Consider the following 25,014-nt stretch of genomic DNA (forward strand, 5'->3'; position numbering starts at 1 on the left):
AGTTAACAAAGACAGGACATGCGCCATGCAGCATCTGACAATTTCTCAGCGTCTCGATCGCCTCAAGGTTCGGACCGCCGAACTTGCCCATTGGCGCAACAAACACACGATTGAGATCGATGGCTGGACCTTCGACGGCAAACCCATCGCGCATCAGCAGGATTGGCCGCACCGCGAGGGCGTCGTGCATTTTGCCGCGAAGGCGCAGGCGCCAATGGAGTGGCCACTGGAGGATGTCCGGCTACAGCTTGACCTTGGCGGTGAAAGTCTGATCACACTTGCCTATGGGGGCGGTCAATCCGAGACCTTCGGTTTGGATCCGTATCACCAGGAGTTCGAAGTAAGAGACCGCGATTTTTCGATCAAGACCGAGAGCGTCGCGCGTTTCCCCTTCGGCGAACCCAATCGTCATCCGAAGCTCAACCGTGCAAGGCTGGCCTTGCTGGACCTGCCCGTGCACCGCCTGCACCTTCTTTTGCGTCAGATCGCCGAGGCAATCGAGGCTCTTGGTGAACACGAGGTGATCTCGCATCTCATGGACGCGGCCGAACATGCTCTTCGAAGTCTCGACTGGCCGTCGGCGACCGCGGCATACATCTCCCGCACATCGGGAGGAGAATATCAGCAGAAGATCTGGCAGCTGCCGGAGCTTGAGAAATACCCCGTTGGCCTGACCGGCGAGCAAAGCGCTTTGACTGGCGCTGCCTTCGAAGCGCTGACAGCGCAACTGAAAGGATTGCAGAAGCGTTTCCCGCCAAATGGCGAGTTGCTGCTGTCGGGGCATGCGCATATCGATCTCGCCTGGCTTTGGCCTTACGACGAGACACGCCGGAAGATGCGTCGCACCTTCAATACGGCGCTGTCCCTGATGGAACGCTCTGACGATTTCCGCTTCAACCAATCGACGGCGCACTATTATGCGCAGGTAGAGGAAGACGATCCCGAGCTCCTGGAGCGCATCAAAAGGCAGGTTGAGAAAGGCAGGTGGGAAACGGTCGGCGGCATGTGGGTCGAACCTGACACCAATATGCCGACCGGCGAGAGCCTCGCCCGCCAGGTGCTCTACGGCCAGCGTCTTTTCGAGAGGATGTTCGGCACGCGCCATACGGTTTGCTGGCTGCCGGATTGCTTCGGTTTCTCGGGGGCCCTCCCGCAGATCCTTCGTCTCGGTGGGATCGACAGTTTCTTCACCATCAAGGTGAACTGGAGCGAGACGAACCGGTTTCCGTCTGACCTCTTCTGGTGGAAGGGCCTCGACGGCAGCAAGGTCCTGACCCATACATTCGACAATCCGATGCAGGGCTACAATGGCTTCGTGCGGCCTGATTGTTTCGTGCCGACTTGGAAGAATTTCCGTGGAAAGACGCAGCACGAGACATCACTGCTTGCAGTCGGATATGGCGATGGCGGCGGCGGCGTAACGCCGGAGATGATCGAGCGCGAAGTGCAGCTCCGGGACTTTCCGGCCATCCCGCAAGCGCGCTGGGGCACCGTCAAGGCCTACTATGAAAAGGCGCATGAGACGGCGTCCAAGAAGGATCTGCCCGTGTGGGACGGCGAAATTTATCTCGAGCTGCACCGCGCGACGCTGACCACGCAGAGCGGCGTCAAGAGGATGCATCGCCAGGCAGAGCGCGCGTTGATCACGGCCGAAACGCTGGCTTCGCTAGCTCATCTGATCGGCGGCCAAGCGCCGCAGAGCCTTGAGACGGATTGGCGCATCGTCTTGAAGAACGAGTTCCATGACATCCTGCCAGGCTCCAGCATCCGCGAGGTTTACGTCGATGCAGAGCAAGAGCTTGGCGGTGTGATCGAAAACGCCAAGACCGAACAGGACAGGGCCATGGCAGCGCTGACCTCGAAGCTTTCGAAGGGGAATATCGCCAATGCAGTGGTAGCTGCAAATCCGTCCCTTGGTGCCCGGCCGCTAAACGTCAGATTGGCAGACGGTACGGTGCTCTCGACGGGCGATATGATCGCGCCACTTTCGATTTCGGTTTTTGACCGCGCCGCACTCCGGCCCGCAAGCGAGTTGAAAGCAAGCGCCCAAACACTTGAGAACGCCTATCTGTCCGTATCGATCGGCAAGGATGGCGCTGTGTCCAGTCTGGTTCACAAGGCGACCGGCCGCGAAGCGCTCGCCGCCTCCGCAAACCAGCTCTGGGTTTATCCAGTCGACAAGCCGCGCAACTGGGACGCCTGGGATGTCGACGGCGACTATGCCGAGAAGGGCGTTCGTCTGGACAGGCCCGAAAGCATAACGCTCGTCGAAAGCGGGCAGCATCGCGCTGCAATCCGTGTGACCTATCGCTACCGAGATTCGAGCGTGGCCCAGACTTATGTGCTGGCGGCCAATGCCAGGCGTCTGGACATCGAGACGACAATCGACTGGCATGATCGCCGCACAATGCTGCGCACCCTCAATCCGGTTGCCGTGCAATCGCGCACGGCTACATTCGAATGCGCCTTTGGAGCGATCGAGCGCGCGACCCACACGAACACATCCTGGGATCAGGCCATGTTCGAGGCGGTGGCCCATCGTTTCGTCGACCTCAGCGAGCCAGGCTTCGGCGTTGCGCTCCTGAACAACGCGAAATACGGTCACAGCGCGCGTGGTAACGTGATCGGCATGAGCCTGGTGCGTGCGCCCATCTATCCGGATCCGCTTGCCGACGAGGGGGAACAGCGCTTCACCTATGCACTGATGCCGCATGAAGGCACATGGCACGATGGCGGCGTTCTCGGCGAGGCGATCGATCTCAACCAGCCGCTCGTCAGCGTCGAGGCAAGGGGGCTTGCCGCCGGCTCGGTGCAGCCGCTTGTGGTTGAAGGTGTGCCGGTCGCGTTCTCTGGCCTGAAACGTGCGGAGGATGGTGACGGCCTCATCCTGCGTCTATACGAGCCTGCTGGACGGCGGGGCGATCTTGCTCTCCAGCTGCCTTATGGCTGGAAAGCCTCGGGTGCATTGAACATTCTCGAAGAGCCGATGCAGAGACACGGTCGGGCAGAGATCATGCCGTTTGAAATTCGGACCTGGAAGCTGCAGCAATCCCGATCGAAGGCAGATTGAAGAGTCAGTAGCCTATGGAGCTGAGCCCATGAACGAGCGTCCATCAGATAGTCTGAGGCAGACCCAGCTGGTGCCGTTGCCGGCATCATCGGGTCACCTGCGCATGGCATCGCGCATCTGGAGCTCGGCAATCCGGACGATCACGCCGAGAAACTCAGCGCTCAGCTGATATCCCGACGCCAGAATTCGACGGGAACACGACATCGCCGGGCCAGCGCTATTGCGGCAGACGGAAGTGGTCGTCGATGTGACGCCGGTGGCGGCTTTCCTTGTGCCAGCCGATCGCTTTCACCCGGCGCCGCGACAGTGGCATATATTCCGGTCACTGGACGGAAATGCGCTGCTGCTCCCCCTTTTCGTCGCGTGGGAAGGGATACCCCAGTCCGCCAGCCGGTTGACGCTTTCGAAGGTCTTGTCGAGGACCGGCGCCATCCAAGATCCTTCGGAAAGATCGCCGCCCATCGCTTCGCGGCTGGTCATTGCCGTTTCCCGCTCCGCCGGGTCCGGGGGTACGTCCCAGATCTGGCCGAAGCGGTGGCGCCGGAGCTGCTACAACAGCCCTTGTCGATGACCTTGGCCTTGGCGCTGGCTGCTTGCAGGGCGGCCCAGCACCCCGCGGGACCGCCGCCGGCGACGAGCACGTCGCGGGTAATCGCGGTTGCAGCCGAAATCGGGGAGCGGGCTTCCCGAGAGGGCAGGCTCATGGCAGACAATCCTTTCAACGAACAAACTCATTGCGGTTTAAATCTATGTGCATAGGTTTTTGATTTGTCTTACCCGGAGTTCGCGCATGTCTCTCGCCAGCCTCGCCATGTATGTCAGCCCGCCGCCCGTCAAGGAGGCGACGCGCCTGTTTTGGGAAGCATTAGGCAAGCGCATTCGCGCCTTGGGGCTTGAGGCGCCGGCGGCGCTTGACGAAGACATCCCCTACAACGCCGCCTGGCTTCATCCCGACCTGCTGTTCGGCCAGACTTGCGGATATCCCTACGTTCGACATCTGCGCGGCAAGGTGCAGCTGGTGGCTACGCCTGCCTATGGGTTGCCGGGCTGCGACGGCCCGCTCAAATGCAGCTTCATCATCGTCAGCACACAGTCGTCCGCACAGTCGATCGAAGACATGCGGGGCATGCGCGCGGCAATCAACGAACCCGGCAGCAATTCCGGCTACAACCTGTTCCGCGGCTTCGTTGCGCCGCATTCGGTCGATGGCCGGTTCTTCTCGTCCGTGCTCGAGACGGGAGGGCATCTGGCGAGCATCGATGCCGTTTCGAGCGGGGAGGCCGATATCGCGGCGATCGATTGCGTGACTTTCGGCAATACCCTGCGCTTCGACCCCGATCGTGTCGCCGGTGTGCGCATCCTGGCTGAAACGGCGAAGGGTCCGGGGTTGCCTTTTATCACTGCCGCCACGACGTCGGCGAAGGATCTTGCCATCCTGCGCCAGGCCCTCGCGGACATCATAGCCGATCCCGACCTCGCCGGTATCTGCGATACGCTCTCGCTGCGCGGTATCAGCCTGCTCGGCGATGCCGACTATGAGGCGCTGGCGAAACTTGATCGTGATGCCACGCGTCATGGCTATCCCGCTATCGCTTGAGGCATGATGGCCAGTTCCGCTGCCCGCCGCTCAGCTGGTGCGGACAGCGCGAAAGAAGCTGCTTGCCGAGGCCGATGCTCTCCGCAAGCGCGGCGATCCGCGCCCAACTCTCGGGTGTGTGCAGCTTGGCGATTTTCAGCGGTTCGGCCAGAAGCGCGCCTACTGTGATGAGGGGCGAGAGAGAGGCGGCCGGGTCCTGAAACAGGACCTGGATCGTGCCCTGCAGATCGCTCCGGCGCCGTGCCGAAGCTTTATGAAGCGTCTCACCCTTGATCACGAGCGTACCCGCCGCGAGCTGCTGAAGCCCGACGATCGGCCGGGCGACGGAGGACTTCCCGAAGGCGAGATGGATCTGGAGGGATGCGTCGCTCGGCGAGGAGATTGCCACGAAGCTGATCGGCAGTGGCCCCGTGGGGCTCGGAAATTCGATGGAGGATTAAAGCCGATATCTATATTTTACATAGAATAAATATCCTCCAGAGGTGCCGATTTTCGCAACCAGCTTTCCCTTTTGATCGCTCTGATGCAAAACCATGCGGCGCGGTTCCCGGTGCCACGGTTTTATATTTGCGCCTGAAATCGCATTCTTTTCCCATTCACCGGAACTAATAATGCCCAGCCGCCCTTCGACGGATACCCTTCCTCTTCACTCCAGTCTTTCCGCCATCGCCCGCGTCGAATGGCAGACCGTGGCCTTGGCGGTCGTTATCTATGGCGGGCTCTTCGCCGTGACGTGGTTCTGGCAATCGCTGCCTGTCGTGGTCGTGATCGCCATCGGTGGCTGGCTGGTCGCTTGGCAGGGGTCCCTCCAGCACGAGGTGATGCACGGACATCCGACCCGCAACCGCCGCGTCAATGATGCGATCGGTTGGCCACCGGTATCTCTTTGGCTCCCCTACGCAATCTATCGCGAAGGGCATTTGACCCATCATCGCGACGAGCACCTGACTGACCCGATCGAAGACCCGGAGTCCTCCTATTTCACCCAGGCTGCCTGGGAGCGGATGGGCCGTCTTGGAAAGACCCTTGCCGCTTGGAACATGACGCTTCTTGGACGGCTTACGATTGGGCCACTCGTCATGGTCCTCAGTTTTCTGGCACAGGAATTCGCGATCGTTCTGAAGGGAGACCGGCAAAGGGCATCGCTCTGGACGCGGCATGCGATTGGCGTAGGGTTCGTGTTGGCTTGGGTGATCTGGGTATGCGAGATGCCGCTTTGGCTTTATCTCGGAGGCTTTGTCTATCTCGGCGCCGCTCTCAGCCGGTTGCGATCCTATGCGGAGCACCGCTATGCCGACCACCACGATAAGCGCACGGCAATCGTTGAAAACAGTCCGCTGTTCGGGTTGCTTTTTCTCTACAACAACCTGCATGTACTGCACCACAAGCGGCCCGGCGTGCCTTGGTACCGCATTCCGATTCTCTACCGCCGACACAGGGAATTTCTCGTCGATGTCAACGGTGGCCTTGTCTATGACGGCTATGGGGATGTAGCGCGGCGGTTTCTGCTGAAGCCCCATGACGATCTGTGTCACCCCCTTCATCGATGGTCCGGCAATGATTGAAGGGATGAACTGACTGTAGCGGGGCGGTCGCGGTGGCCGCAGGCGCGCGAAGCCATGGCAAATGGCGGGCAACAAGCCTGCAACCTGTGGCCGGATCGTGCTGTTCACGGCCCCCTTGTTTTGCGGCCATAGAGCTAACCGCATGCACAACCGTCGGGTGGGCGCGATGGGCGAGCGACGCCCGCAACTGAGGGCCGCTATGTGGCTACGCTGGGTGGGGAGCGCCGTTTGCGAACAAATGCATGTTTTGATCCCCCCAGGTCTTCAGGACTTGCACGACGGGTTCAAGGGTGCGGCCTCGCTCCGACAGCGCGTAGTCAACCCGTGGCGGAACTTGCGCGAAGACGGTGCGCACAATGAGCCCGTCCGTTTCCAGTTCTCGCAACTGGGTCGTCAGCATTCGCTGAGTGACGCTGGGCAGCTTTTTACGGATTTCGTTGAAACGCATGGTGCCAGACATCAGGTGGAAGAGGATTACACCTTTCCACTTTCCATCGATCATGCTCAGCGTGGCCTCTACGGAGCAACCGGGACTGCAATCATAGGTGTTGTGGCGCGAGCGTCCCATCCAACAGTATCCTTTTCGACACTATGTGCACTTTATGTGCGTTCTTGCACAAATATCTCATAGAGGCCATGTTTGTTCCGATCAACCAAAGGAACCAACTGATGCGTGCCGTCGGCTACCAAACCCCACAGCCTGTCGAAGCAGATACCTCACTCCTCGATATTGAACTGGCGAAGCCCGAGCCAACCGGCCGCGATATTCTCGTCGAAGTGAAGGCCGTCTCGGTTAATCCGGTCGATACCAAAATCCGCAACTCAACCCGGCCGGCGCAAGGGCAGTGGAAAGTGCTGGGCTGGGACGCTGCAGGGGTGGTCACTGCCATCGGTCAGAATGCAACGCTGTTCAAACCCGGTGACGAAGTCTTTTATGCCGGTGCTATCAACCGTTCGGGCACCAATGCGCAATTCCACCTCGTCGATGAGCGGATCGTCGGCACAAAGCCGAAGTCGGTGGACTTCGCTGCTGCCGCAGCCTTGCCGCTAACCTCGATCACCGCTTGGGAAATGCTCTTCGATCGCCTTGAAGTGACCCGCGCGGTGCCGGGTGCGGCCAATGCGCTGTTGATTATCGGCGGTGCGGGAGGTGTAGGCTCGATTGCCATTCAGATCGCACGCGCCCTTACAAATCTTACCATCATCGCCACTGCATCCCGTCCGGCAACGCAAGAGTGGGTGACGTCGCTGGGCGCCCACCATGTGATCGATCATCGCCAACCGATTGCGCCACAAATCGAAGCGCTTGGCATCGGGCAGCCCGCGTTTGTTTTCTCTACGACCAATACCGACGATCATCTGGCGCAGATTGTCGAGCTTATCGCCCCGCAAGGCCGCTTCGGCCTCATCGACGATCCGAAGGAACTGAGCGCTCTATCGTTGAAACGCAAGTCTATTTCTCTCCATTGGGAATTGATGTTTACCCGCTCGCTGTTCGACACGGCTGACATGGAAAAGCAGCATGAACTGCTGATCCGCGTGGGCGAGATGATCGATGCCGGTACAATAAAGTCGACTCTTGCTGAGAACTTCGGCGTCATCAACGCTGCCAACCTCAAACGGGCGCATGCATTGATCGAGTCCGGTAGGTCAAAGGGCAAGATCGTCCTCGCGGGCTTCTAGCTTTGCAATGGTATCGGGGTGGATAGGCAAACCTGCGCCAGATCGCCGACGCGAGATGTTTCAGGATCGCGTCGATCTGAGAGCATGACCCGGCGCATGAACGAAAGGGGTTGCAACGGGTCATACACCTCGGTTGCGGCATATCCAGCCGTTTTCAGGGTTCATCCTTGCCCGGCCCTAGCAATCCGAGCTGCACGCCGCTGGCGCGCCACGGTGCGATAGGCATCCTTGGTCGATCGGCATCAGGGGCGCGTTCCTGGATGGCTTGAGTCCGCTCCGCAATCGCAACATAGTCGCCGGCCTCACTGCCGTTGGCGCAACAAAGCAACAGCGATTGCGAGGCAGGGCGCAGAGATCTAGCTTCGGATCTCGGCGCTCACCGTCGGCCGCCTCGGATATCGCTCTCTCCATCGCCTGTTCTGACGGCACCAGCGCCGGGGCGCACCCTGCGCCTGCCGCTCGCTCCGCCAGGGCTGAGGAAATGGAGACGTTGAGTGCTCTCCCGATCCCCGTCCGATCAACCTCGATCTTTTTTTGCCGACATCGTGGCAAACAGGCGGTCACCGTTTTCCGCGGTCGACGATAAATAGAATACAAATTCTATGGACGAAATACTTTATGCCTTAGCCTCATTCTCATCAATCTCGCAGAGGGAATTCGATGACAGTCCGAGGAACATTCAAAGCTGCAACCGTGATTGGCGCACTGTCGCTGAGCGCCTACGCAGCCGTCGCCCAAGATACCGCAAAACCGATTGAGGGTGGCACGCTGATTTATCTCGAGCAGCAACCGCACACGAACCTTTATCCTCCTGCCGGCGGATTCTATCCCAACGGCGGTATCATCAACCAAATCACAGATAAACTGACCTATCAGAACCCGAAAACGTTAGAGATCGAGCCCTGGATCGCCGAATCCTGGACAGTCAACGACAACGCAACCGAATATTCCTTCAAGCTCCGCAGGGGCGTGACCTTCTCGGACGGATCGCCGCTCGATGCCAACGCAGTTGCCAAGAACTTTGATGTATTCGGGCTCGGAAACAAGGAACTCAAGCAGCCCGCGTCTGAGGTCATCAACAACTATGACCACAGCGAAGTCATCGATCCGCTCACGGTTAAATTCTATTTCAAGAAGCCGTCTCCAGGCTTTCTGCAGGGCACCTCGGTGATCGGTTCGGGCCTTGTCTCGCTAAAGACACTGTCCCTTCCGTTCGAGCAGCTTGGCGATGCCACGAAGATTATTGGCTCCGGCCCATTCGTGGTCGAAAGCGAAACGCTGGGCAAGGAGCTGTCTCTCGGCGTACGGGCGGACTACAGCTGGGGTCCGGCCAAGCTCGAGCATCAAGGGCGCGCCTATCTGGACGGGATAAAATACATCGTGACCGGGGAAGACAGCGTGCGCATCGGCGCGCTGCTGTCGGGTCAGGCTGACTTTATTCGCCAGGTGCAGGCTTACGACGAAGAGCAGGTCGAGAGCCAAGGCTACAAGATCTATGCTGCCCCCACCCGCGGCGTGAACAACAGCGTCGTCTTCCGTCCAGACAATCCCCTCGTCGCCGATCAGCGCGTCCGTCAGGCGCTGCTCCACGGCACGAATACGCAGGAGATTGTCTCGACGCTTTTCTCCGCAAATTACCCGCAGGCCAAGTCGATCATTGCCTCGACTGCGCTGGGCTATGTCGACCTGTCGTCGAAACTCACCTAGGATCCGACTGAAGCAGCAAAGCTGCTGGACGATGCCGGATGGAAGCCCGGTGCTGGAGGAATCCGCGAGAAGGACGGCCAGCAACTGGTATTGACGGCCTACGAGTCTCCCCCGCAGCCGCAGAACAAGGCAACCCTTCAGCTCGTTGCGCAGCAATGGGCAAAACTCGGGATAACACTCAACGTTCTGGCCGGCGACGCCGGCAGCAGAACCGTCGACGATCTCGATCCGGCAAAGACACCTGTCTCTCCTGCAATGGTGGGCCGTGCCGATCCTGACGTGATCAAGAGCCAGTACTACCCGAAGAACCGCGATGTGTTGCGCCAGAAGGGTGGGCCGAGCGACAAGGTCAAATCCTTCGTTGACAACAAGCTGAACGGTCTACTCGAGGCGCTGTCATCGGAGCCAGATCGCCAGAAGCGATTGGCCATTGCGGGCGAGGTGCAGAACTACGTGCTCGACCAGGCCTACGCGATCCCGATTTTCGAGGAGCCTCAGGCCTTTGCGGGCGCCCCTTATGTGCAGGGTGTAGGCTTCGAGTCCGTCGGCCGCCCGACCTTCTACAATACCTGGCTCGCGGCCCATTGAGTACTCGACACCGGCCCGACAGATCGTCGGGCCGGTCGCAATGACAAGGTGGTCGTGATGGCAAGATACATACTATCGCGGATAGGTCAGGCTATCCTCGTGCTCTGGGTGGCATTTACCATCTCCTTTGTACTGTTGCAGGCAATGCCCGGCGATGCGGTGCTGATCAAATTTCAGAATCCGGAATATGGATTGAGCCCGGAGCAGATCGCCGACATCCGCGCTGCTTACGCAGCCGATGGTTCGGTGGTGTTTCAATACCTGCGCACGATCGAGAACTTCCTCAGGGGCGATTTCGGCTATTCGCTGCAGGCGGGCGTTGCCGTCGGCGCCCAGCTTGCCGCCAATCTGCCGCCGACAATCCGGCTTGCCGGTTTGGCCTTCCTGGCCGCTTCGATCCTCGCGGTCATCATCGCTGTGCTCTCCAATATTCCCGGGCTCGGTCGGCTGCGGGGGCTAATCCAGGCAATTCCGGCGCTTTTCGTCTCCATTCCGACATTCTGGCTTGGCATCATGCTTATCCAGATATTCTCCTTTCGACTGAGATTGGTGCCCGTCATCAACCCGGGGCCCTGGGAGGGCCTCGTTTTGCCGATCTTGACGATCGCGGTGCCGATTTCCGCACCGATGGCGCAGATCCTTTTGAGAAATGTAGACGAGGTGCTGACCCGTCCTTTCGTGGCAGTGGCCCGTGCCAAGGGCGCCTCGCAAGGCTGGGTGCTATGGAGGCATGTCGCCAAGAATGCCTTCCTGCCGGTACTCACTGTTGCCGGCGTCCTTTTCGGCGAACTGCTGGCCGGCGCGGTCATCACTGAGACTGTCTTCGGCCTCAACGGCATTGGCAGCCTCACCGAACAGGCGGTCAACTTCCAGGATGTCGCGGTGCTTCAGGCAATCGTCGTTCTCTCTGCCGCCGGCTTCGTCACCATCAATCTCGCGGTCGATCTCCTCTATCCCTTGCTCGATCCGCGGCTGAAAACCAAATTGGGGAACGCGCGATGACCATTCTGGAAACCGGCGAACGCCATATCATCATCGATAGTGCCGCGCCGGTCGATCGGGCTGCAGAGACGCCGCCCGCACATCGAACGGCGAAGGTTGCTGCAGGTCGTCGGCGGTTGCCGATCGACATACAGCCAGGTTTTGTCCTTTCAATTATTGTCCTGACGCTCGTTCTGCTCTGGGCAATGCTGCCAGGCATATTCACCAGCTATGATCCCGTCCAAGGGCTTCCCGGCCAGCAGCTCAAGGCGCCGAGCGCGCTACATCTGCTTGGAACGGATTCGCTTGGCCGCGATCTCTACGCCCGTCTTGTCTACGGCGCGGTTCATTCGCTGTCCGGCGCGCTGGCGGCCGTTGCGATCGGCCTTGTCGTCGGCTCCGCGCTCGGCGTCTTTGCGGGCTCGCTGGGCGGCTGGGTCGATGAGGTCATCATGCGGTTTGTCGATGTGCTTCTCTCTATACCAGCACTCCTTCTGTCCCTCAGCATCATCATTCTGCTTGGCTTCGGCACCGTCAACGCTGCCGTCGCCGTGGGGGTGACCTCGATTGCAAGCTTCGCGCGCCTCGTCCGTTCGGAGGTCGTCAGCGTCCGACGCAGCGAATATGTCGAGGCGGCCTTCGGCAGCGGCGGCACCTTCCTCAAAGTTCTCTGGCGTCATGTCCTGCCTAACTCGCTGACGTCGGTGATCGCCTTCACAGCCCTGCAGGCAGGATCGGCCATCCTGCAATTGTCTACCCTCGGCTTTCTCGGATATGGCGCTCCGCCGCCCACCCCTGAGTGGGGCCTGCTGATCGCGGAGGGTCGCAACTACATTGCAACAGCGTGGTGGCTGACGGCCGCGCCCGGCATCGTCGTGGTGCTCGTCGTTCTCTCGGTCAATCGTATCAGCCAGGAAATAGCGAAGGTGCAGCGATGACAGTCTTGCCCCTTGGAAGGTCGCAGGACATCCTGCCGTCGCCGGTCCTGGACGTGTCAGGACTGACCATTTCCTACCATGACCGACAGGGTGCACGGACAGCCGTTCACGGCATCGATTTTTCAGTCGGAGCCGGCGAGGTGGTGGCGCTGGTTGGCGAGTCCGGCTCGGGAAAGAGTTCCACCGCCCAGGCAATCATCGGCCTCCTGCCGGAGAACGGTCGCCTTGAACAGGGTAGCATTCGCTTGAACGGGCAGGATATTGCCGGTTGGCCGCAGCGCCGGCTGGCTGCCATCCGCGGCTCGGTCATGAGCCTTATCCCCCAGGATCCAGGGAGTTCGCTCAACCCGGTCAAGACAATCGGCAAGCAGGTTGCGGAAATCCTGGCGATCCATGGCAAGGCCTCAGGCCCCGTCGCCTATGCTCAGGCGATCGAGTTGCTCGAGCGCGTCGGCCTCAACCAGCCGAGGCTTCGGGCGACCCAGTATCCCCATGAACTCTCCGGTGGCATGAAACAGCGTGTTCTCATTGCCATTGCCATCGCGCTGAAACCTTCCTTGATCATCGCCGACGAACCCACGAGCGCGCTCGATGTGACCGTGCAAAAACACATTCTGGACCTGATCGACGAGCTTCGTCGTGCCTACGGGACCGCGGTCCTTCTCGTAACGCACGACCTTGGCGTCGCCGCCGACAGATCCGACCGGCTGATCGTTTTGCAGCATGGTCGTATTCAAGAGGAGGGTCGCACCTTTGAGGTTCTGAAAAATCCTCAAAGCGCCTATACGCGACAGCTCCTTGCAGACGCCCCTTCGCTGAACGGCGGCAAGCGCCGGTCGCCCGCCGTTTCCGCTACTGAAGCGCGCGGGCCTGAAGAGGAGGACATCATCATCGTCGAAAACCTCGTGCAGGACTTCGGTGCCGGCGATCGTCATGGTGACTTTCGCGCAGTCAACGATATTTCCTTCCGCGTCCGGCGTGGCACCACACATGCCCTGGTCGGCGAATCCGGCTCCGGCAAGACGACGACGATCCGGACGGTGGCGGCGTTTCAAAGGCCGACAGCCGGAAGAGTGATCGTTGATGGGTTGGATCTTGCCTCCCTGCGGGGCGAGACGCTCCGGTTATTCCGAAAGAAGATCCAGCTTGTCTATCAGAACCCCTTCGGTTCACTCGATCCGCGGCAGACGATTTCAAGGATCGTTGAAGAACCGCTGTTGAATTTCGATCCCCTGCCGCCGGCTGCACGTGTTGAGCGTGTCGCGAGCACCCTCGAAAAGGTCGGACTTCCCCTCGATGTTCTGGAGCGGCGGCCGTACGCGCTTTCGGGTGGTCAGCGTCAGCGGGTGGCTATTGCCCGTGCTCTCGTGCTCGATCCGCAGATTCTTGTCCTGGACGAGGCCGTATCGGCCCTTGACGTGACGGTGCAGGCGCAAATTCTGGAACTGCTCGATGCACTCCAGCGTCAGCTTGGCCTTACCTACCTGTTTGTGTCTCACGACCTCTCCGTGGTCAGGCAGATTTCCGATACGGTATCGGTGCTGAACGGCGGGAAGCTCGTCGACAGCGGGCCGGTGGAGGCGGTCTTCAGCCGTCCGCAGAGCGCCTATACGCAAGAGCTGATCGACGCCATCCCAGGCAAGAAATATCCGCGGCTCGCCACGCGGCCATCCCCGACAAGTCCAGGAGTCATCTGATGATCCATGCAGCCCAGCCCAAACGGCTTGGATTTTTCAGTCGCATTCTCGACCAGGCCGATGCCGCGACGCGCTACAGGCTGGTCGCCGAGCAGATCATCCACGCCGAAAAACTGGGTTTCGATAGCGCTTGGGTGGCTCAGCACCATTTCAACGGCGAGGAAGGCGGTCTTCCTGCTCCGCTGGTCTTCCTGGGCGAGCTTGCTGCCCGCACATCGCGCATCCGGCTTGGAACAGGGGTCATCACGCTGCCGATGGAAAATGCGGTTCGCGTCGCCGAAGACACCGCGGTCCTGGATATTCTTTCCGGTGGCCGCCTCGAGGTCGGCTTCGGCACCGGCGGCACGCCGGCTTCGTTTCTGCCGTTCGGGCGCGACAGCGGAAGCCGTGGATCCGTTTACGCCGAGAGCCTCTCGACGGTGCGTGATGCCTGGGCCGGACGGGAGCTTCCCGGAGGCAATCGTCTTTACCCCACGGCGCCGCATCTGCTGGATCGCGTCTGGCAGGCGACTTTCTCCGTTGGTGGAGGCGAACGGGCAGGGCAGGACGGTGACGGGCTGATGCTGTCACGCACCCAGCCGCGCCCGGCAGACGCGTTGGATGCCGAGCTCTGGGAAATGCAAAACCCGATCATCGATGCATATCTTGCAAAACTTCCCAAAGGCAGGCCCCCACGTATTTTTGGTTCGCGCAGCCTGTTCGTCGCCGACGACAGGGCCTTGGCGCTGGAGCTGGCGGATCTAGGTCTGCGACGAAGCGCCGAGCGCTTCGTCGCAAGCGGGCACACGATTCCCGGCACCGCGACAACCGATCTGATCAAGGCATTTGACGTCCATGTCGGCACGCCTGACGACGTGATTGCATCGCTCAAGGCGGATACGGCGCTCGCGCGCGTGACCGATCTCGTGTTTCAGGTGCACTCGGTTGATCCTCCCCACGACCATATCCTGCGCTCCCTTGAATTAACCGCCAACGTGGTGGCGCCGGCGCTAGGCTGGGCCCGGCCAGAACATCAGCAACGCCGCCTTGCGGCAACCGCCTGAGATTTTCATTCCGAAGAAAGGCAATCACCATGACTTCAACGACGCCTGATGTCATCGATCTTCTCGCGGGTGTCCGCGCTGGATCGTTCGTCGAACGTATCCGCGCGCAAAGGCCCGAGACCCGTGCCAACGCGCAGAAGAGCTATCTCGCGCTCTTCGAGCCCGCTCAAGAAGGCGACGTGACACGTGCCGAGCGGTTTGTCGTGGCGGCTTTTGTCACCGGGCTGCACGGTGCGACGGCTGCTGCCGAATTCTACGCCGCCGGCGCCGGTGAAGGAAATGGCGGCGCCTCCCTGATCGCGGCCGTCAAGGCCGAGGTCGAGAGGGGCTCCGCCCGGGGCCCTTATGGCAGGTATCCCGATGGACCTCTTTCGGTGGAAGACAAAGAGGGTCTGGCATTCGACGTCTCGGAGTTCAGTCGCGTCGTTCTCGGCGCAAAGCTGTCGGCCGCTCTGGCACATAGCCATCTGCTTGTATTCCGTCCACGCGAGGCAAGTGCGGCCGCGCTGCAGGCCCTGCGGGATGCCGGATGGAGCACCACCGCAATCGTGACGCTGTCCCAGATCGTTGCCTTCCTGGCCTTTCAAGTGCGCGTGGTGACGGGGCTTGCTGCGCTCTCGGGGGCGGGTGAAGGAAAAGCAGTTGCGGCAACGGCAGCCGAGTAAGGAGACGATAGATCATGACCGAGACCGCAATTGACACCCCAGTCGCAAACCGACCCAATGCCTTCACACAGGCGGAAATCGGTTGGACTCCATGGCTGCAACCACTCGCCGAAGCGGAGTTGACCGACCGGCACTGGGCCGGGCTCGTCGATGCATCGCGTGCGAAATCGCCATACTTCATGTTGCTTGCCCGCGATCCGGAAATCCTGGAAGCGCGCACCAAAACGGATAAGGACATCTTCTACAACACAAGCGTTGGCCTGCCGCGAGCCGAGCGCGAACTCTCGGCCACTGCGGCATCGCGCTCGAATGGCTGCATTTTCTGCGCATCGGTGCATTCCCGCTTCGCCTCTCATTTCTCGAAACGAACGCAGGATGTGCAGCGGTTGCTCGATGAGGGAACAGACGCAGATCTTGGGAGCCGGCGGTGGAATTCAGTGGTAGAGGCCTCGGTCGCGTTGACCCAGACGCCCTTGGCATTCGGCAGGGCGGAAATCGAACGTTTGCGCTCAGATGGACTGGATGACCTTGAGATTGCCGACGCAATCCACGGCGCTGCCTTTTTCAACTGGGCAAATCGTCTGATGCTCTCCCTCGGTGAACCCACACCGGCATCCTAGACCAGATCGGGCCACTGTCGTCCTGTAAACTCGGACTTTGCTGCCACTCATCATCGTGCGGACGATTATGGGTGGCATCGTATGTCCGGCGTCGTTGCCTAAGGACGAGAGCGTTGCTTTGGGCTATCTGTAGGCATAGCCCGCAATCGGAGAGGATTCCAGATGGACCAAGAGACCAACAACGATCAACCTCGGGCCGAAATAGGTATCCTGCGTCGTCGCACGATCGAGGCATCGGTCATCGCGCCGATCTACGAAGAACTCGTCGCGGAGATTGGCGAGACACGTGCGCAGTCGGTCCTCGACAGAGCGATCAGCAAGGCCGCAATCGCGGCGGCCGAGACTTTCGCAGCACACACGCAGGGCGGAACCAGCCTCAGAACATTCCAGGCGCTGCAGACGTTGTGGACGCAGGATGATGCCTTGGAGATCGAGGTGCTGAACGCGACGGATAAGGAATTCGACTACAATGTCCACCGCTGTCGCTATGCCGAAACCTATCGGGATATGGGGCTCGGGAAGATAGGGCACCTTCTCTCCTGCAATCGGGATGCAGTCTTCTGTCAAGGATATGACCCGCGCATCAAAATGAAGCGGACGCAGACCCTCATGCAGGGCGCGACGCATTGCGACTTCCGTTACACCTTCAATGATAAAGCAGACGTTTCCGATTGATCTGCGGCAGCATCTTCGCGTGTCCGCTATGTATATCGCGCCCTACCGCATATCTTTGAGCTGATCAGCAGCGTGAGCACCGGTCATGAAACTACAGCTTATTCGCAACGCGACGCTCAAGCTCGAGTATGCAGGGCGAAGTGTGCTGATAGATCCGTTCTTCGCACCGAAGCAAAGTCGACCGTCGTTTACGGGTCGCTCGCTCAACCCGCTCGTGGATCTGCCCGTAAGCATCGAAACGATCCTGTCAGACGTCGAGTTTGTGGTCGTTTCCCATTTGCATGCGGATCACTTTGATCCGGTCGCTCAAGCGGCGGTGCCCAAACACCTTCCATTGCTTTGCCAGCCAGTTGACGAAGAGGCAATCACGGCGATGAGCTTCGAAAATGTCATACCTCTGCACGACGGTTTCAATTGGCAGGGGTTGGATTTCGTCCGCCACGAAGCAAGCCATGGTCTTGGCCCCGTCGTTAAAAAGATGGGTTCTGTCATGGGCTTCACCCTGGAGGCCGTCGGTGAGCCAAGGATCTATTGGGCAGGCGACACGGTGTTCTATCCGGCGATTGCCACAACGCTTCAGAGCACGCGCCCGGACATTGTCGTTACCCATTCCTGCGGAGCGCGTTGGGACGGTGAGCTGATTGTGATGGATGCAGAGCAGACCCTTTGCGTGTTGGACCACGCGCCGGCCGCCACCGTTGTTGCAACCCATATGGAGGCGCTCGACCACGCAACGATCGACCGCCGCGAGCTACGCGAGGCAGCGCGCCTGCATGGTATAGCCGATAGCGCACTCCTGATCCCCGACGACGGCGATACTCTGACCTTCTCACGGCTGTGACCACGAGGTTGAACCCGTTTGCCGGCGTGCTGTCCTTCTATGGGCCCGCTTCGTGATGAGCGCGAGTACACGCTCGGCTGCCTCAACTGCGTAGCAACGGAAGCAGTTTATCGCCCTGCCGTCTTATCTCGGTCAAATACGGCGTATCGGATAAGACAAAGTGGGTAATACCGAGATCCTGATACTTGCGCAGCGAACGGGCGACATCCACCGCCGAACCCACCAGCCATGTAGTGCCGGCCCCGCCGCCGCCGAACTTGCCCGGCGCCGTGTAGAGGTTGTCGTCGAGCACCTCGCCGCGGGCGTGTAAATCGAACAGCCGCTTCTGGCCTACTGCAACGTCCCGACGGTGATCGTTCCAGCCGTCTCCGCTGCGCTTGGCCATCTCGGCTACCTTCGCCTCCGCGTCGGCCCATGCCTGCTCGGTGGTGTCGCGGACCAGTGTGGTGATACGCAACCCGAACTCCAGTGGAGGGATGTCACGGCCAAGCGCCGCGCTCAGCGCCTTCAGCCTTTCAATTCGTTCGCGGACGCCGTCCAGGGGCTCGCCCCAGAAAAGCTGCACATCGGCCTCGGTGGCGGACACGCGCTCGGCCGCCTCTGAGGCGCCGCCGAAATAGAGCCTGGGGTGCAGACGGCTGCCTTTAACCCGAATGCGCGGGACCACGGTGGACCCGGCCACCTGGAAATGCTCTCCCGCATAGGTGACATCCTCTTCGGTCCACAGCCTGCGAATCAGCCGCATGAATTCCTTGGTGCGGGCATAGCGATGCGCCTGATCGCCTTCGCTGTCGCCATACGCAGCCAGGTTGTCCTTGCCTGATACGATATTGATACGCACACGCCCGCCGGTCAGGTGATCCAGCGTGGCCGCAGCAGACGCGAAATTCGCGGGCCGCCAATAGCCCGGGCGGACAGCAATGAGCGGTTCGAAGGTGACGGTGCGCGCAGCAAGCGAGGCTGCAACGGTGAAGGTATCGGGCCGGCCCCATCCCGTGCCGATCAGCGCGCCCGTCCAGCCGTGATCCTCAAGTGCCTTGGCGTGGCTGGTCAGCGTTTCCAGGCTATTGTGGTTCTCGACGACGGCATCGCCGCGGTGGCCGGCGGTAACGTCGTTTGGAATGTACCAGAGAAATTCGGAATTGGTCTTCATGATAAAACCTGCTGTTGCGCGTCGGGAACGCCGGGGTCGGCGTGGTTGGTCTCTCTGTGAGCTGACCGGTCCTGGTGGATCAAAAAGACGATATCAGATGCCGCAGGCCGGCTCGAAATGAGGCTTGCAGTCGGTGCTGACGCGCCTTTGGCATCGCGTTCCCCCATCATACCCCTCGCAATCGTCGCTCTAGCCAGAGACTGTAGCGGGATGCGGTGAGGCTGATGACGAAATAGATGCAGGAGGTGAAAATGAAGGCCTCTGTATAGTATCCCAGCCATTGCGGATCAGTCGCGGCGGTCTTTGCCGCGTTAAGGAGGTCGGAGATTCCGATGACGGCAAGCAGGGACGTATTCAGGACGATCCCAATCGACAGGTTGACGATCGCCGGGATGACTGCGCGCAAGGCTTGCGGCAAAACGACGAGCTGCGCCGTTCGCCAGTAGCCGAGGCCGAGAGCATAGGCTGCCTCTTTTTGTCCGGCCGGGATGGACTGCAGTCCGGCGCGGATGATTTCCGCAAGGTATGCGGAGACGAACAGGCTGATGCCAACCTGTGCTCTGGCAAGCTTGTCGAGCATTGCGTCGGCCGGCAACGCCATCGGCACGATCAGCATAGCGACATAGAGTACGACGATCAGAGGCACGCCACGAAGGCACTCGATGAGTACGACGGCAAGCATGCGCAGGAGCGCCATCGACGAACGCCGCGCCAGCGCAAGGAGCAAGGCAACAGGGAACGCCGTTGCGAGCCCGGTGAGTGACACCAGGATCGTGATCGGAAGTCCGCCCCATTGATTGGACGGCACAGCAGGCGGCAACAGGGTGCCGGCCATGAGCAGCCAGGCCAGCCCAATGGAGGCGAGCCACAGCAAGACAAGCCGCTTGCTCCACAGGCGCGGCCGTGCTGAAACAAGGAGGAGGGCTGCGATCGCCACGAGCACCGCGGTAGGGCGCCATTGCAACGCGGGGGGATAAAAGCCGAACATGATGAACCTGAACTTTGCTCTGACGAAAGCCCAGCAGGCTCCGGCGGCCTCGAGGGAGCAATCCTTCGCCCCCCCGATCCACACGGCGTCGCTGACGGCCCACTGCCAGAATGGCCAAATGAACCAGACAAGGATGGCAAAGCATGCGAGCGTGATCAGCCCATTCAATTTGCTGTCGAAAAGACCGGCAGACATGGCCCTGGTTCGACCTCGAATGACCATATGGCGCTTGCTCATGATCTGAGCCCGTCCTTGCGCAAAAGACGGTTGTTGTAGAGGTTCATCAACACGGAAACACCAAGATTGAGCGCGAGGTAGGCAAGCGCAATGATCGTGATGGCCTCCAGTGTCTGGCCGGTGGTGTTGGCAGTCGTGTTTGCAACGCTCACGAGATCGGGAAAGCCGATGGCGACCGCAAGGCTCGAGTTTTTCGTCAGATCAAGATAGCTCGAGGTCATCAGGGGTGTGATGACGCGCAGCGCCTGCGGCATGACGATCAGGCGCATGATGTGCCCGGGGCTAAGACCAAGTGCGCGCGCTGCCTCCCATTGGCCGTTTCCGACGGACTGAATGCCGCTACGGACGATTTCCGCAATCGTCGCGGCCGAATTGAACACCAGGCCGGTCAGGAGTGCTGCGAATTCCGGCGTAAGTGACAGGCCGCCGCTGATGTTGAACCCGCCCCTTGCTGGCAACTCCGCCGCAATCGAGACATCTGCAACCCAGAGCGCGCCGAGGCCGCACAGGATAGCGGTTGTGGCAATGCGGCTGGCATAGAACCGCTGTCCGAAGAAAAGCCGGCGCGTTGCAACGACGGCAGTGGCCGCCGCAGCGAGCGTCAGTGGCAGCCAGACGGCCGCAGGCGGGCCATCGAAAGACAAGCGCGGAACAAAGACGCCACGATTGGTCAGAAATACGCTGCCGGCAAACTCCACCGCTCGCCGCGGTGCCGGCAGGCCGTGGAAGATCGCGCTCCAGAGGAAGAGCTGCAGAAGAAGCGGCGTGTTGCGGAAGATTTCGACGTAGCCGCGTATAATGGATGACAGGACGAGGTTGCCTGAGAGCCGTGCAATGCCCAGAGTCGTGCCAAAAAGCGTGGCGATCAGGCAGCCAATGAATGCAACGTTGATCGTGTTGAGCAGTCCCGCCAGGAGCGCATGACCGTAGTTGTCGGACGATGAATATTGGATCAGGCTTTCGCCTATCTCGAAATTGGCGCGTTGGCTGAGGAAGCCGAAACCAAACCGCAGTCCGAGCCGCTCCATGGTTTGCACCACGTTATGACCAAGGTACCACAAGACAGCGACGACGGCCAAAAGGACCATCGCCTGAGTGAACGGCGAGGGGCCGATCCACCGGAGGATGCGGATGAAAAAGCCGGGCTTGGAAAAGCCCGGCTGGTGTTGGCTGCGAGAACTGACCCGGAACAGCACTGGCAGGCTCAGCGGAACGGCGGGGAGTAGATGAGGCCGCCATTCGTCCAAAGCTGGTTATAGCCACGCTCGAAATTGAGCGGAGTGCCCTTGCCGACGTTGCGCTCGAAAATCTCGCCGTAATTGCCGACAGCCTTGATGATGTTATAGGCGAACTTGGGATCGAGGCCGATCGCTTCGCCGAGCGAGGTGTCGACGCCAAGGAAACGCTTGATCGCAGGATCTTCGCTGTTGAGGAATGTATCGACATTGTCCTTGGTGATGCCGAACTCTTCAGCCTGAATGGTGGCATAGACCGTCCAGTTGACGATTTCGAGCCATTGATCGTCGCCTGATCGAACGGCCGGCGCGAGGGGTTCCTTGGACAGGCGCTCTGGCAGAAGGACATAGTCGTCAGGCTGCTTGAGTTGTGTGCGCTTGGCCGCCAGATCGGTGGAATCCTGCGTGAGGGCGTCGACACGACCGGTGTCGAGCGCCTTGGTGAATTCGCTGGTTTCCTCGATCGTCACCGGCGTGAATTTCTTGCCGGTCTTGCGGAAGAAATCAGCGATGTTCAGTTCGCCCGTCGTACCGCTCTGGACGCCGATCGTGGCGCCATCGAGGTCCTCTCCCTTTGTCACGCCAAGATCCTTGCGAATCAGCAGGCCCTGGCCGTCGTAGAACACCACCGGACCGAAATGAAAGCCGAGCTTGAAGGCGCGGGTAATGGTTTCGGTGACGCCTGACAGAAGGATATCGAACTCACCGGCCTGAAGAGCCGGCAGGCGCTGCTGCGGCGAGGAATTGGTGAACTCGACCTTGTCCGGATCGTTAAAGACCGTCACCGCCAGTGCCCTGCCCAAGTCGACAAAGAACCCCTGCCAGCGGCCATTGCTGTCGGGTGTAAAGAAGCCCGGCGTGGTGCCCACGCCCACTTTGATGGTGCCCCGTTCCTTGATCTTGTCGAGTGTCTGACCGGCTTGCGCCGCGATCGGCAGAAGGGCCGTTGCGGCCAAAAGGGCAGCACCCGCCGCAACCCTTAGGGATTGGATCGTCAAATAGGATCTCACAATATGCTCCTTGGAATGTTTGCCCCCGCCGGCGGTGTGATGCTTGGGAGGATCTACGACCGCCAGCCAGTTGAACTTAAATACTTATTGTCTATAGAATAGATAGATTAATGCAAATTACCGGCTAAAGCAGAAACAATTTGCTCAATCTTTGGGCACTGGCAAGCCAGTCCCGCCCTATCAAGCGACATCCAGTGCCTGCGAAATGTCGGCGATGATATCGTCGGCATGTTCAATGCCGATGGATAGCCGCACATAGCCCGGCGTCACCCCCGTTTTCAGCTGCTCCACAGCAGAGAGCTGCGAGTGGGTGGTTGTCGACGGATGGATGGCAAGCGATCGCGCATCACCGATGTTGGCGACATGGTAGAGCAACTGTAGCGCGTCGATGAAGCGACGACCGGCATCGCGACCATCCTTGAGTTCGAACCCGACCAGTGCGCCGAACTGGTTGTTGCGGAGGTACTTCTTCGCCCGCGCGCCAGCGACGCCGTCCTGGAACTTCGGGAAGATGACCGTGGCGACCTTCGGATGATCGAGAAGGAACTCCGCCACCTTGATGGCATTCTCATTATGCTGTCTCAGGCGAAGCGGCAGCGTTTCCAGGCCCTGGATGAACTGGAAGGCGTTCTGCGGACTGATGGCGGCGCCGATGTCACGAAGAAGCACGGCCCGAATGCGCAGGATGTACGGGTGAAAATCGATAAGCGCTGCTTTCTCAATCCAGCTCTTGCCTTGATAGCTCGGATCGGGCTCGTGCAATGTCGGCAATCGTTGAGAAAGGTCCTTCCACGGAAAGTTGCCGCCATCGACGATCGCACCACCGATCGAGGTGCCGTGACCGCCGATGTATTTCGTCGTGGAGTAGACAACGACGGCGGCGCCGTGCTCCAGCGGTCTGATGGTCAACGGCGCGGCCGTGTTGTCAACTATCAGCGGTATGCCGAAGCGACGGCCGATCTCGGCCACTTCGCCAATCGGGAAGACCTCGAGTTTCGGGTTTGGCAGGGACTCCGCATAATAGGCGCGCGTGCGCTCGTCCGTTGCCCGTTCAAATGCCTCCGGGTCGGCTGCATCCACGAAACGAACCTCGATACCAAAGCTCTTGAGCGTTGCGGCAAAAAGCGCCCAGGTCCCGCCATAGAGGCCGACAGCGCTGACGATGTTATCGCCGGCGCGCGCCAGGTTCAGGATTGCAAAAGCAGACGCTGCCTGCCCTGATGCGAGCGCCAGCGCGGCAGCGCCACCCTCAAGCTCGGCAAGACGCTGTTCGAAGGCATCCTGAGTTGGATTGGAGACGCGCGTGTAGAGATGGCCGGCAGCCTCCAGTGCAAAGAGCTTGTCGGCGCCTTCCGTGCCAGGCAGCTGGAACGAGGTCGTCTGGTAGATCGGTACCGCGACCGCACCGGTTGCCGGGTCGAACCGGAAGCTGCCGCCATGAAGCGCGATTGTCTCCGGATGCAGTCTGAGCGCACGTGGGCCAGAGGTTCCCACCGGCCGCACTGTCGGCTCGGGGGCAGGAGTAGCATCAGGAGCAGGAGGCGTATGAATGGTCATGTCGTTCACCTTTCCGTTGTTTGGCCGTTGTTGTCGCCGACAGGGCATAACCAGAACCGGCTCTCACAGGTGCCGGCAATCAATCATTGCGTCCCGACGAACGCTGATCAGGCAGTGACAGTCTCGCGGGCCTGCTCCTCAAGCAGATCGGCATGGTGCTCGCGGGCGACATCGGGGTGCGAGCGCAGCCGCGATTTCAGGACATTGCGCCCGACCTCGCGAAAGAGCGGATTGAGCGGGTCCTGGGTGACGCCACGCACCTCGGCGGCAAGTGCGGGCGGCAGGTCGAGGACCGGAATGGATGCGGCCAGATTGGCGCCGAGGAAGAAGGGGATGGAAAGGCGATCGCCACCTGCAGGCGGTGTGACGACGCGATGGATGTTGGCTTTCAGATAGCCGTTGGACGCCAGCTCCAGGAGTTCGCCGACATTGATGACGAAGGTGCCGCGGATCGGCGGGGCGTCGATCCAGCCGCCTTCGCCATCGTCGACCTGCAATCCACCGACAACGTCCTGGAGCAGGATGGTGACAAAGCCGCCGTCCTTGTGAGCACCGACGCCCTGATCGCTCTGCGTATGGTCGCGCCCGGGATAACGGACGATCTTCAACAGCTGGTTGGGACCGTTGCTATAGATCGGGGCAAAGACATCGGGTTTCTGACCGAGCGCCTCGGAAAATGCCTGCAAAACCTTCAGGCCGACCGATGTCACGTCGTCGATCCATTTGAGAACGGCCGGGCGCAATTCCGGCAATGCTTCCGGGAACTGGTTCGGCCCGATCAGACGTTTCCATGGAGCGTCGTTGGACGAGAGATCGAGCCTCTCTCGTTCCGGGCCGAAGTCGACCTGCTCGCGCCAGTCCTGGGTGCCGCGTGTGTATTCGAATCCGGCTCTGTTGTAGCCGCGAAAATGCGGCGATTTGCGCATTTCGATCTGGAGCTTCTCATCTTCGGTCAAGGAGAAGAAGCGCCGGGCAAGCGCTGTCAGCGCATCGATTTCATCCTGTGCAATGCCGTGACCGGTGAGATAGAAAAAACCGAGTGTGCGGGTGACGTCGCGCAATTGCGAAAGGACCCGGTCGCGTTCGGGATGGCCGGCACCAAAATGTTCGAGATTGAGGATGGGAAGCGTCTTTGGCGTTGCGGCCATGATCAGGATCCTTCAC

21 protein-coding genes and 1 pseudogene are annotated in these 25,014 nt (G+C 60.3%); 13 read left to right on the forward strand and 9 right to left on the reverse strand.

The annotated features are described in order from the left end of the window. Nucleotides 1–25: 25 nt before the first annotated feature. A complete protein-coding gene (locus AC1D2R_RS05305; RefSeq protein ID WP_477965488.1) occupies nucleotides 26–3,070 on the forward strand; it encodes an alpha-mannosidase in 3,045 nt (1,014 codons plus the stop codon). 288 nt (nucleotides 3,071–3,358) lie between these two features. On the opposite strand, the gene AC1D2R_RS05310 is transcribed toward AC1D2R_RS05305, so the two are convergent. Further along, nucleotides 3,359–3,550 carry a hypothetical protein gene (locus tag AC1D2R_RS05310; protein WP_477965490.1) on the reverse strand — a complete coding sequence of 64 codons (192 nt, stop codon included), beginning with the start codon at nucleotides 3,548–3,550 and terminating at the stop codon, nucleotides 3,359–3,361. Nucleotides 3,551–3,860: 310 nt separating this feature from the next. Here AC1D2R_RS05310 and AC1D2R_RS05315 point away from each other — a divergent pair, with 310 nt between their 5' ends. Then, nucleotides 3,861–4,667, forward strand: a complete 807-nt coding sequence (locus AC1D2R_RS05315) for a phosphate/phosphite/phosphonate ABC transporter substrate-binding protein (RefSeq protein WP_477965492.1) — start codon at nucleotides 3,861–3,863, stop codon at nucleotides 4,665–4,667. Here the strand turns inward: AC1D2R_RS05315 and AC1D2R_RS05320 are convergent. Further along, nucleotides 4,657–5,055 (reverse strand): ATP-binding cassette domain-containing protein, encoded by a 399-nt coding sequence (locus tag AC1D2R_RS05320; protein ID WP_477965494.1) that lies wholly within the window; start codon nucleotides 5,053–5,055, stop codon nucleotides 4,657–4,659. The genes AC1D2R_RS05315 and AC1D2R_RS05320 overlap by 11 nt on opposite strands. A gap of 223 nt (nucleotides 5,056–5,278) precedes the next feature. Between AC1D2R_RS05320 and AC1D2R_RS05325 the strand changes: the two genes are divergently transcribed. Beyond that, nucleotides 5,279–6,232: a fatty acid desaturase gene (locus AC1D2R_RS05325; RefSeq protein WP_477965496.1), complete on the forward strand. Its 954-nt coding sequence runs from the start codon at nucleotides 5,279–5,281 to the stop codon at nucleotides 6,230–6,232. Nucleotides 6,233–6,437: 205 nt separating this feature from the next. On the opposite strand, the gene AC1D2R_RS05330 is transcribed toward AC1D2R_RS05325, so the two are convergent. Then, nucleotides 6,438–6,800, reverse strand: coding sequence for a winged helix-turn-helix transcriptional regulator (locus AC1D2R_RS05330; RefSeq protein ID WP_477965498.1), 363 nt, complete (start codon nucleotides 6,798–6,800; stop codon nucleotides 6,438–6,440). A gap of 101 nt (nucleotides 6,801–6,901) precedes the next feature. On the opposite strand from AC1D2R_RS05330, the gene AC1D2R_RS05335 reads away from it, so the two are divergent. The 10 genes and pseudogenes from AC1D2R_RS05335 (at nucleotide 6,902) to AC1D2R_RS05380 (ending at nucleotide 17,670) form a co-directional block, all read left to right on the forward strand. Continuing rightward, nucleotides 6,902–7,915 carry a zinc-binding alcohol dehydrogenase family protein gene (locus tag AC1D2R_RS05335; RefSeq protein ID WP_477965500.1) on the forward strand — a complete coding sequence of 338 codons (1,014 nt, stop codon included), beginning with the start codon at nucleotides 6,902–6,904 and terminating at the stop codon, nucleotides 7,913–7,915. A 660-nt stretch (nucleotides 7,916–8,575) separates the two neighbouring features. After that, nucleotides 8,576–10,210 (forward strand): annotated as a pseudogene (locus AC1D2R_RS05340) (TIGR04028 family ABC transporter substrate-binding protein). A gap of 57 nt (nucleotides 10,211–10,267) precedes the next feature. After that, the gene (locus AC1D2R_RS05345) at nucleotides 10,268–11,212 is read left to right on the forward strand and encodes an ABC transporter permease (protein WP_477965502.1); all 945 of its coding nucleotides are present in this window, start codon (nucleotides 10,268–10,270) and stop codon (nucleotides 11,210–11,212) included. After that, a complete protein-coding gene (locus tag AC1D2R_RS05350) occupies nucleotides 11,209–12,129 on the forward strand; it encodes an ABC transporter permease (RefSeq protein WP_477965504.1) in 921 nt (306 codons plus the stop codon). The genes AC1D2R_RS05345 and AC1D2R_RS05350 overlap by 4 nt, the downstream gene beginning before the upstream one ends. Further along, the gene (locus AC1D2R_RS05355; protein ID WP_477965506.1) at nucleotides 12,126–13,826 is read left to right on the forward strand and encodes a dipeptide ABC transporter ATP-binding protein; all 1,701 of its coding nucleotides are present in this window, start codon (nucleotides 12,126–12,128) and stop codon (nucleotides 13,824–13,826) included. Before AC1D2R_RS05350 ends, AC1D2R_RS05355 begins: the two co-directional genes overlap by 4 nt. Beyond that, nucleotides 13,826–14,869, forward strand: coding sequence for a putative FMN-dependent luciferase-like monooxygenase (locus AC1D2R_RS05360; protein WP_477965508.1), 1,044 nt, complete (start codon nucleotides 13,826–13,828; stop codon nucleotides 14,867–14,869). Before AC1D2R_RS05355 ends, AC1D2R_RS05360 begins: the two co-directional genes overlap by 1 nt. 29 nt (nucleotides 14,870–14,898) lie before the next feature. Beyond that, the gene (locus AC1D2R_RS05365; protein ID WP_477965510.1) at nucleotides 14,899–15,534 is read left to right on the forward strand and encodes a CMD domain protein; all 636 of its coding nucleotides are present in this window, start codon (nucleotides 14,899–14,901) and stop codon (nucleotides 15,532–15,534) included. A 14-nt stretch (nucleotides 15,535–15,548) separates the two neighbouring features. Continuing rightward, on the forward strand, nucleotides 15,549–16,154 hold the full coding sequence (locus AC1D2R_RS05370; protein WP_477965512.1) for an alkylhydroperoxidase domain protein: 606 nt from the start codon (nucleotides 15,549–15,551) through the stop codon (nucleotides 16,152–16,154). Nucleotides 16,155–16,316: 162 nt separating this feature from the next. Then, nucleotides 16,317–16,829 carry an L-2-amino-thiazoline-4-carboxylic acid hydrolase gene (locus AC1D2R_RS05375; protein ID WP_477965514.1) on the forward strand — a complete coding sequence of 171 codons (513 nt, stop codon included), beginning with the start codon at nucleotides 16,317–16,319 and terminating at the stop codon, nucleotides 16,827–16,829. 85 nt (nucleotides 16,830–16,914) lie between these two features. Continuing rightward, nucleotides 16,915–17,670 (forward strand): MBL fold metallo-hydrolase, encoded by a 756-nt coding sequence (locus AC1D2R_RS05380; protein ID WP_477965516.1) that lies wholly within the window; start codon nucleotides 16,915–16,917, stop codon nucleotides 17,668–17,670. 82 nt (nucleotides 17,671–17,752) lie between these two features. On the opposite strand, the gene AC1D2R_RS05385 is transcribed toward AC1D2R_RS05380, so the two are convergent. The 6 genes from AC1D2R_RS05385 to AC1D2R_RS05410 form a co-directional block, all read right to left on the reverse strand. Beyond that, nucleotides 17,753–18,823, reverse strand: a complete 1,071-nt coding sequence (locus AC1D2R_RS05385; protein ID WP_477965518.1) for an LLM class flavin-dependent oxidoreductase — start codon at nucleotides 18,821–18,823, stop codon at nucleotides 17,753–17,755. A 166-nt stretch (nucleotides 18,824–18,989) separates the two neighbouring features. Next, nucleotides 18,990–20,048 carry an amino acid ABC transporter permease gene (locus AC1D2R_RS05390; RefSeq protein WP_477965520.1) on the reverse strand — a complete coding sequence of 353 codons (1,059 nt, stop codon included), beginning with the start codon at nucleotides 20,046–20,048 and terminating at the stop codon, nucleotides 18,990–18,992. Then, complete coding sequence (locus AC1D2R_RS05395) at nucleotides 20,045–21,244, reverse strand: amino acid ABC transporter permease (protein WP_477965522.1); 1,200 nt, start codon at nucleotides 21,242–21,244, stop codon at nucleotides 20,045–20,047. Before AC1D2R_RS05395 ends, AC1D2R_RS05390 begins: the two co-directional genes overlap by 4 nt. 8 nt (nucleotides 21,245–21,252) lie before the next feature. Then, entirely contained in the window at nucleotides 21,253–22,281 is a 1,029-nt protein-coding gene (locus tag AC1D2R_RS05400; RefSeq protein WP_477966052.1) for an amino acid ABC transporter substrate-binding protein, read from the reverse strand. 192 nt (nucleotides 22,282–22,473) lie between these two features. After that, on the reverse strand, nucleotides 22,474–23,850 hold the full coding sequence (locus AC1D2R_RS05405; RefSeq protein ID WP_477965524.1) for an O-acetylhomoserine aminocarboxypropyltransferase/cysteine synthase family protein: 1,377 nt from the start codon (nucleotides 23,848–23,850) through the stop codon (nucleotides 22,474–22,476). A 107-nt stretch (nucleotides 23,851–23,957) separates the two neighbouring features. After that, nucleotides 23,958–24,998 carry an isopenicillin N synthase family dioxygenase gene (locus AC1D2R_RS05410; RefSeq protein WP_477965526.1) on the reverse strand — a complete coding sequence of 347 codons (1,041 nt, stop codon included), beginning with the start codon at nucleotides 24,996–24,998 and terminating at the stop codon, nucleotides 23,958–23,960. Nucleotides 24,999–25,014: the final 16 nt, after the last annotated feature.

It is taken from the genome of Rhizobium sp. P1_C7 (assembly GCF_056406295.1).

Excerpts from the sequence above, each read along its gene's own strand:
- AC1D2R_RS05365 (WP_477965510.1), top strand. The coding sequence starts at position 14,899 with ATGACTTCAACGACGCCTGATGTCATCGATCTTCTCGCGGGTGTCCGC.
- AC1D2R_RS05325 (WP_477965496.1), top strand. The coding sequence starts at position 5,279 with ATGCCCAGCCGCCCTTCGACGGATACCCTTCCTCTTCACTCCAGTCTT.
- AC1D2R_RS05385 (WP_477965518.1), bottom strand. The coding sequence starts at position 18,823 with ATGAAGACCAATTCCGAATTTCTCTGGTACATTCCAAACGACGTTACC.
- AC1D2R_RS05410 (WP_477965526.1), bottom strand. The coding sequence starts at position 24,998 with ATGGCCGCAACGCCAAAGACGCTTCCCATCCTCAATCTCGAACATTTT.
- AC1D2R_RS05305 (WP_477965488.1), top strand. The coding sequence starts at position 26 with ATGCAGCATCTGACAATTTCTCAGCGTCTCGATCGCCTCAAGGTTCGG.
- AC1D2R_RS05355 (WP_477965506.1), top strand. The coding sequence starts at position 12,126 with ATGACAGTCTTGCCCCTTGGAAGGTCGCAGGACATCCTGCCGTCGCCG.
- AC1D2R_RS05380 (WP_477965516.1), top strand. The coding sequence starts at position 16,915 with ATGAAACTACAGCTTATTCGCAACGCGACGCTCAAGCTCGAGTATGCA.
- AC1D2R_RS05335 (WP_477965500.1), top strand. The coding sequence starts at position 6,902 with ATGCGTGCCGTCGGCTACCAAACCCCACAGCCTGTCGAAGCAGATACC.
- AC1D2R_RS05315 (WP_477965492.1), top strand. The coding sequence starts at position 3,861 with ATGTCTCTCGCCAGCCTCGCCATGTATGTCAGCCCGCCGCCCGTCAAG.
- AC1D2R_RS05310 (WP_477965490.1), bottom strand. The coding sequence starts at position 3,550 with ATGACCAGCCGCGAAGCGATGGGCGGCGATCTTTCCGAAGGATCTTGG.
- AC1D2R_RS05370 (WP_477965512.1), top strand. The coding sequence starts at position 15,549 with ATGACCGAGACCGCAATTGACACCCCAGTCGCAAACCGACCCAATGCC.
- AC1D2R_RS05405 (WP_477965524.1), bottom strand. The coding sequence starts at position 23,850 with ATGACCATTCATACGCCTCCTGCTCCTGATGCTACTCCTGCCCCCGAG.
- AC1D2R_RS05330 (WP_477965498.1), bottom strand. The coding sequence starts at position 6,800 with ATGGGACGCTCGCGCCACAACACCTATGATTGCAGTCCCGGTTGCTCC.
- AC1D2R_RS05375 (WP_477965514.1), top strand. The coding sequence starts at position 16,317 with ATGGACCAAGAGACCAACAACGATCAACCTCGGGCCGAAATAGGTATC.
- AC1D2R_RS05390 (WP_477965520.1), bottom strand. The coding sequence starts at position 20,048 with ATGAGCAAGCGCCATATGGTCATTCGAGGTCGAACCAGGGCCATGTCT.
- AC1D2R_RS05350 (WP_477965504.1), top strand. The coding sequence starts at position 11,209 with ATGACCATTCTGGAAACCGGCGAACGCCATATCATCATCGATAGTGCC.
- AC1D2R_RS05360 (WP_477965508.1), top strand. The coding sequence starts at position 13,826 with ATGATCCATGCAGCCCAGCCCAAACGGCTTGGATTTTTCAGTCGCATT.
- AC1D2R_RS05345 (WP_477965502.1), top strand. The coding sequence starts at position 10,268 with ATGGCAAGATACATACTATCGCGGATAGGTCAGGCTATCCTCGTGCTC.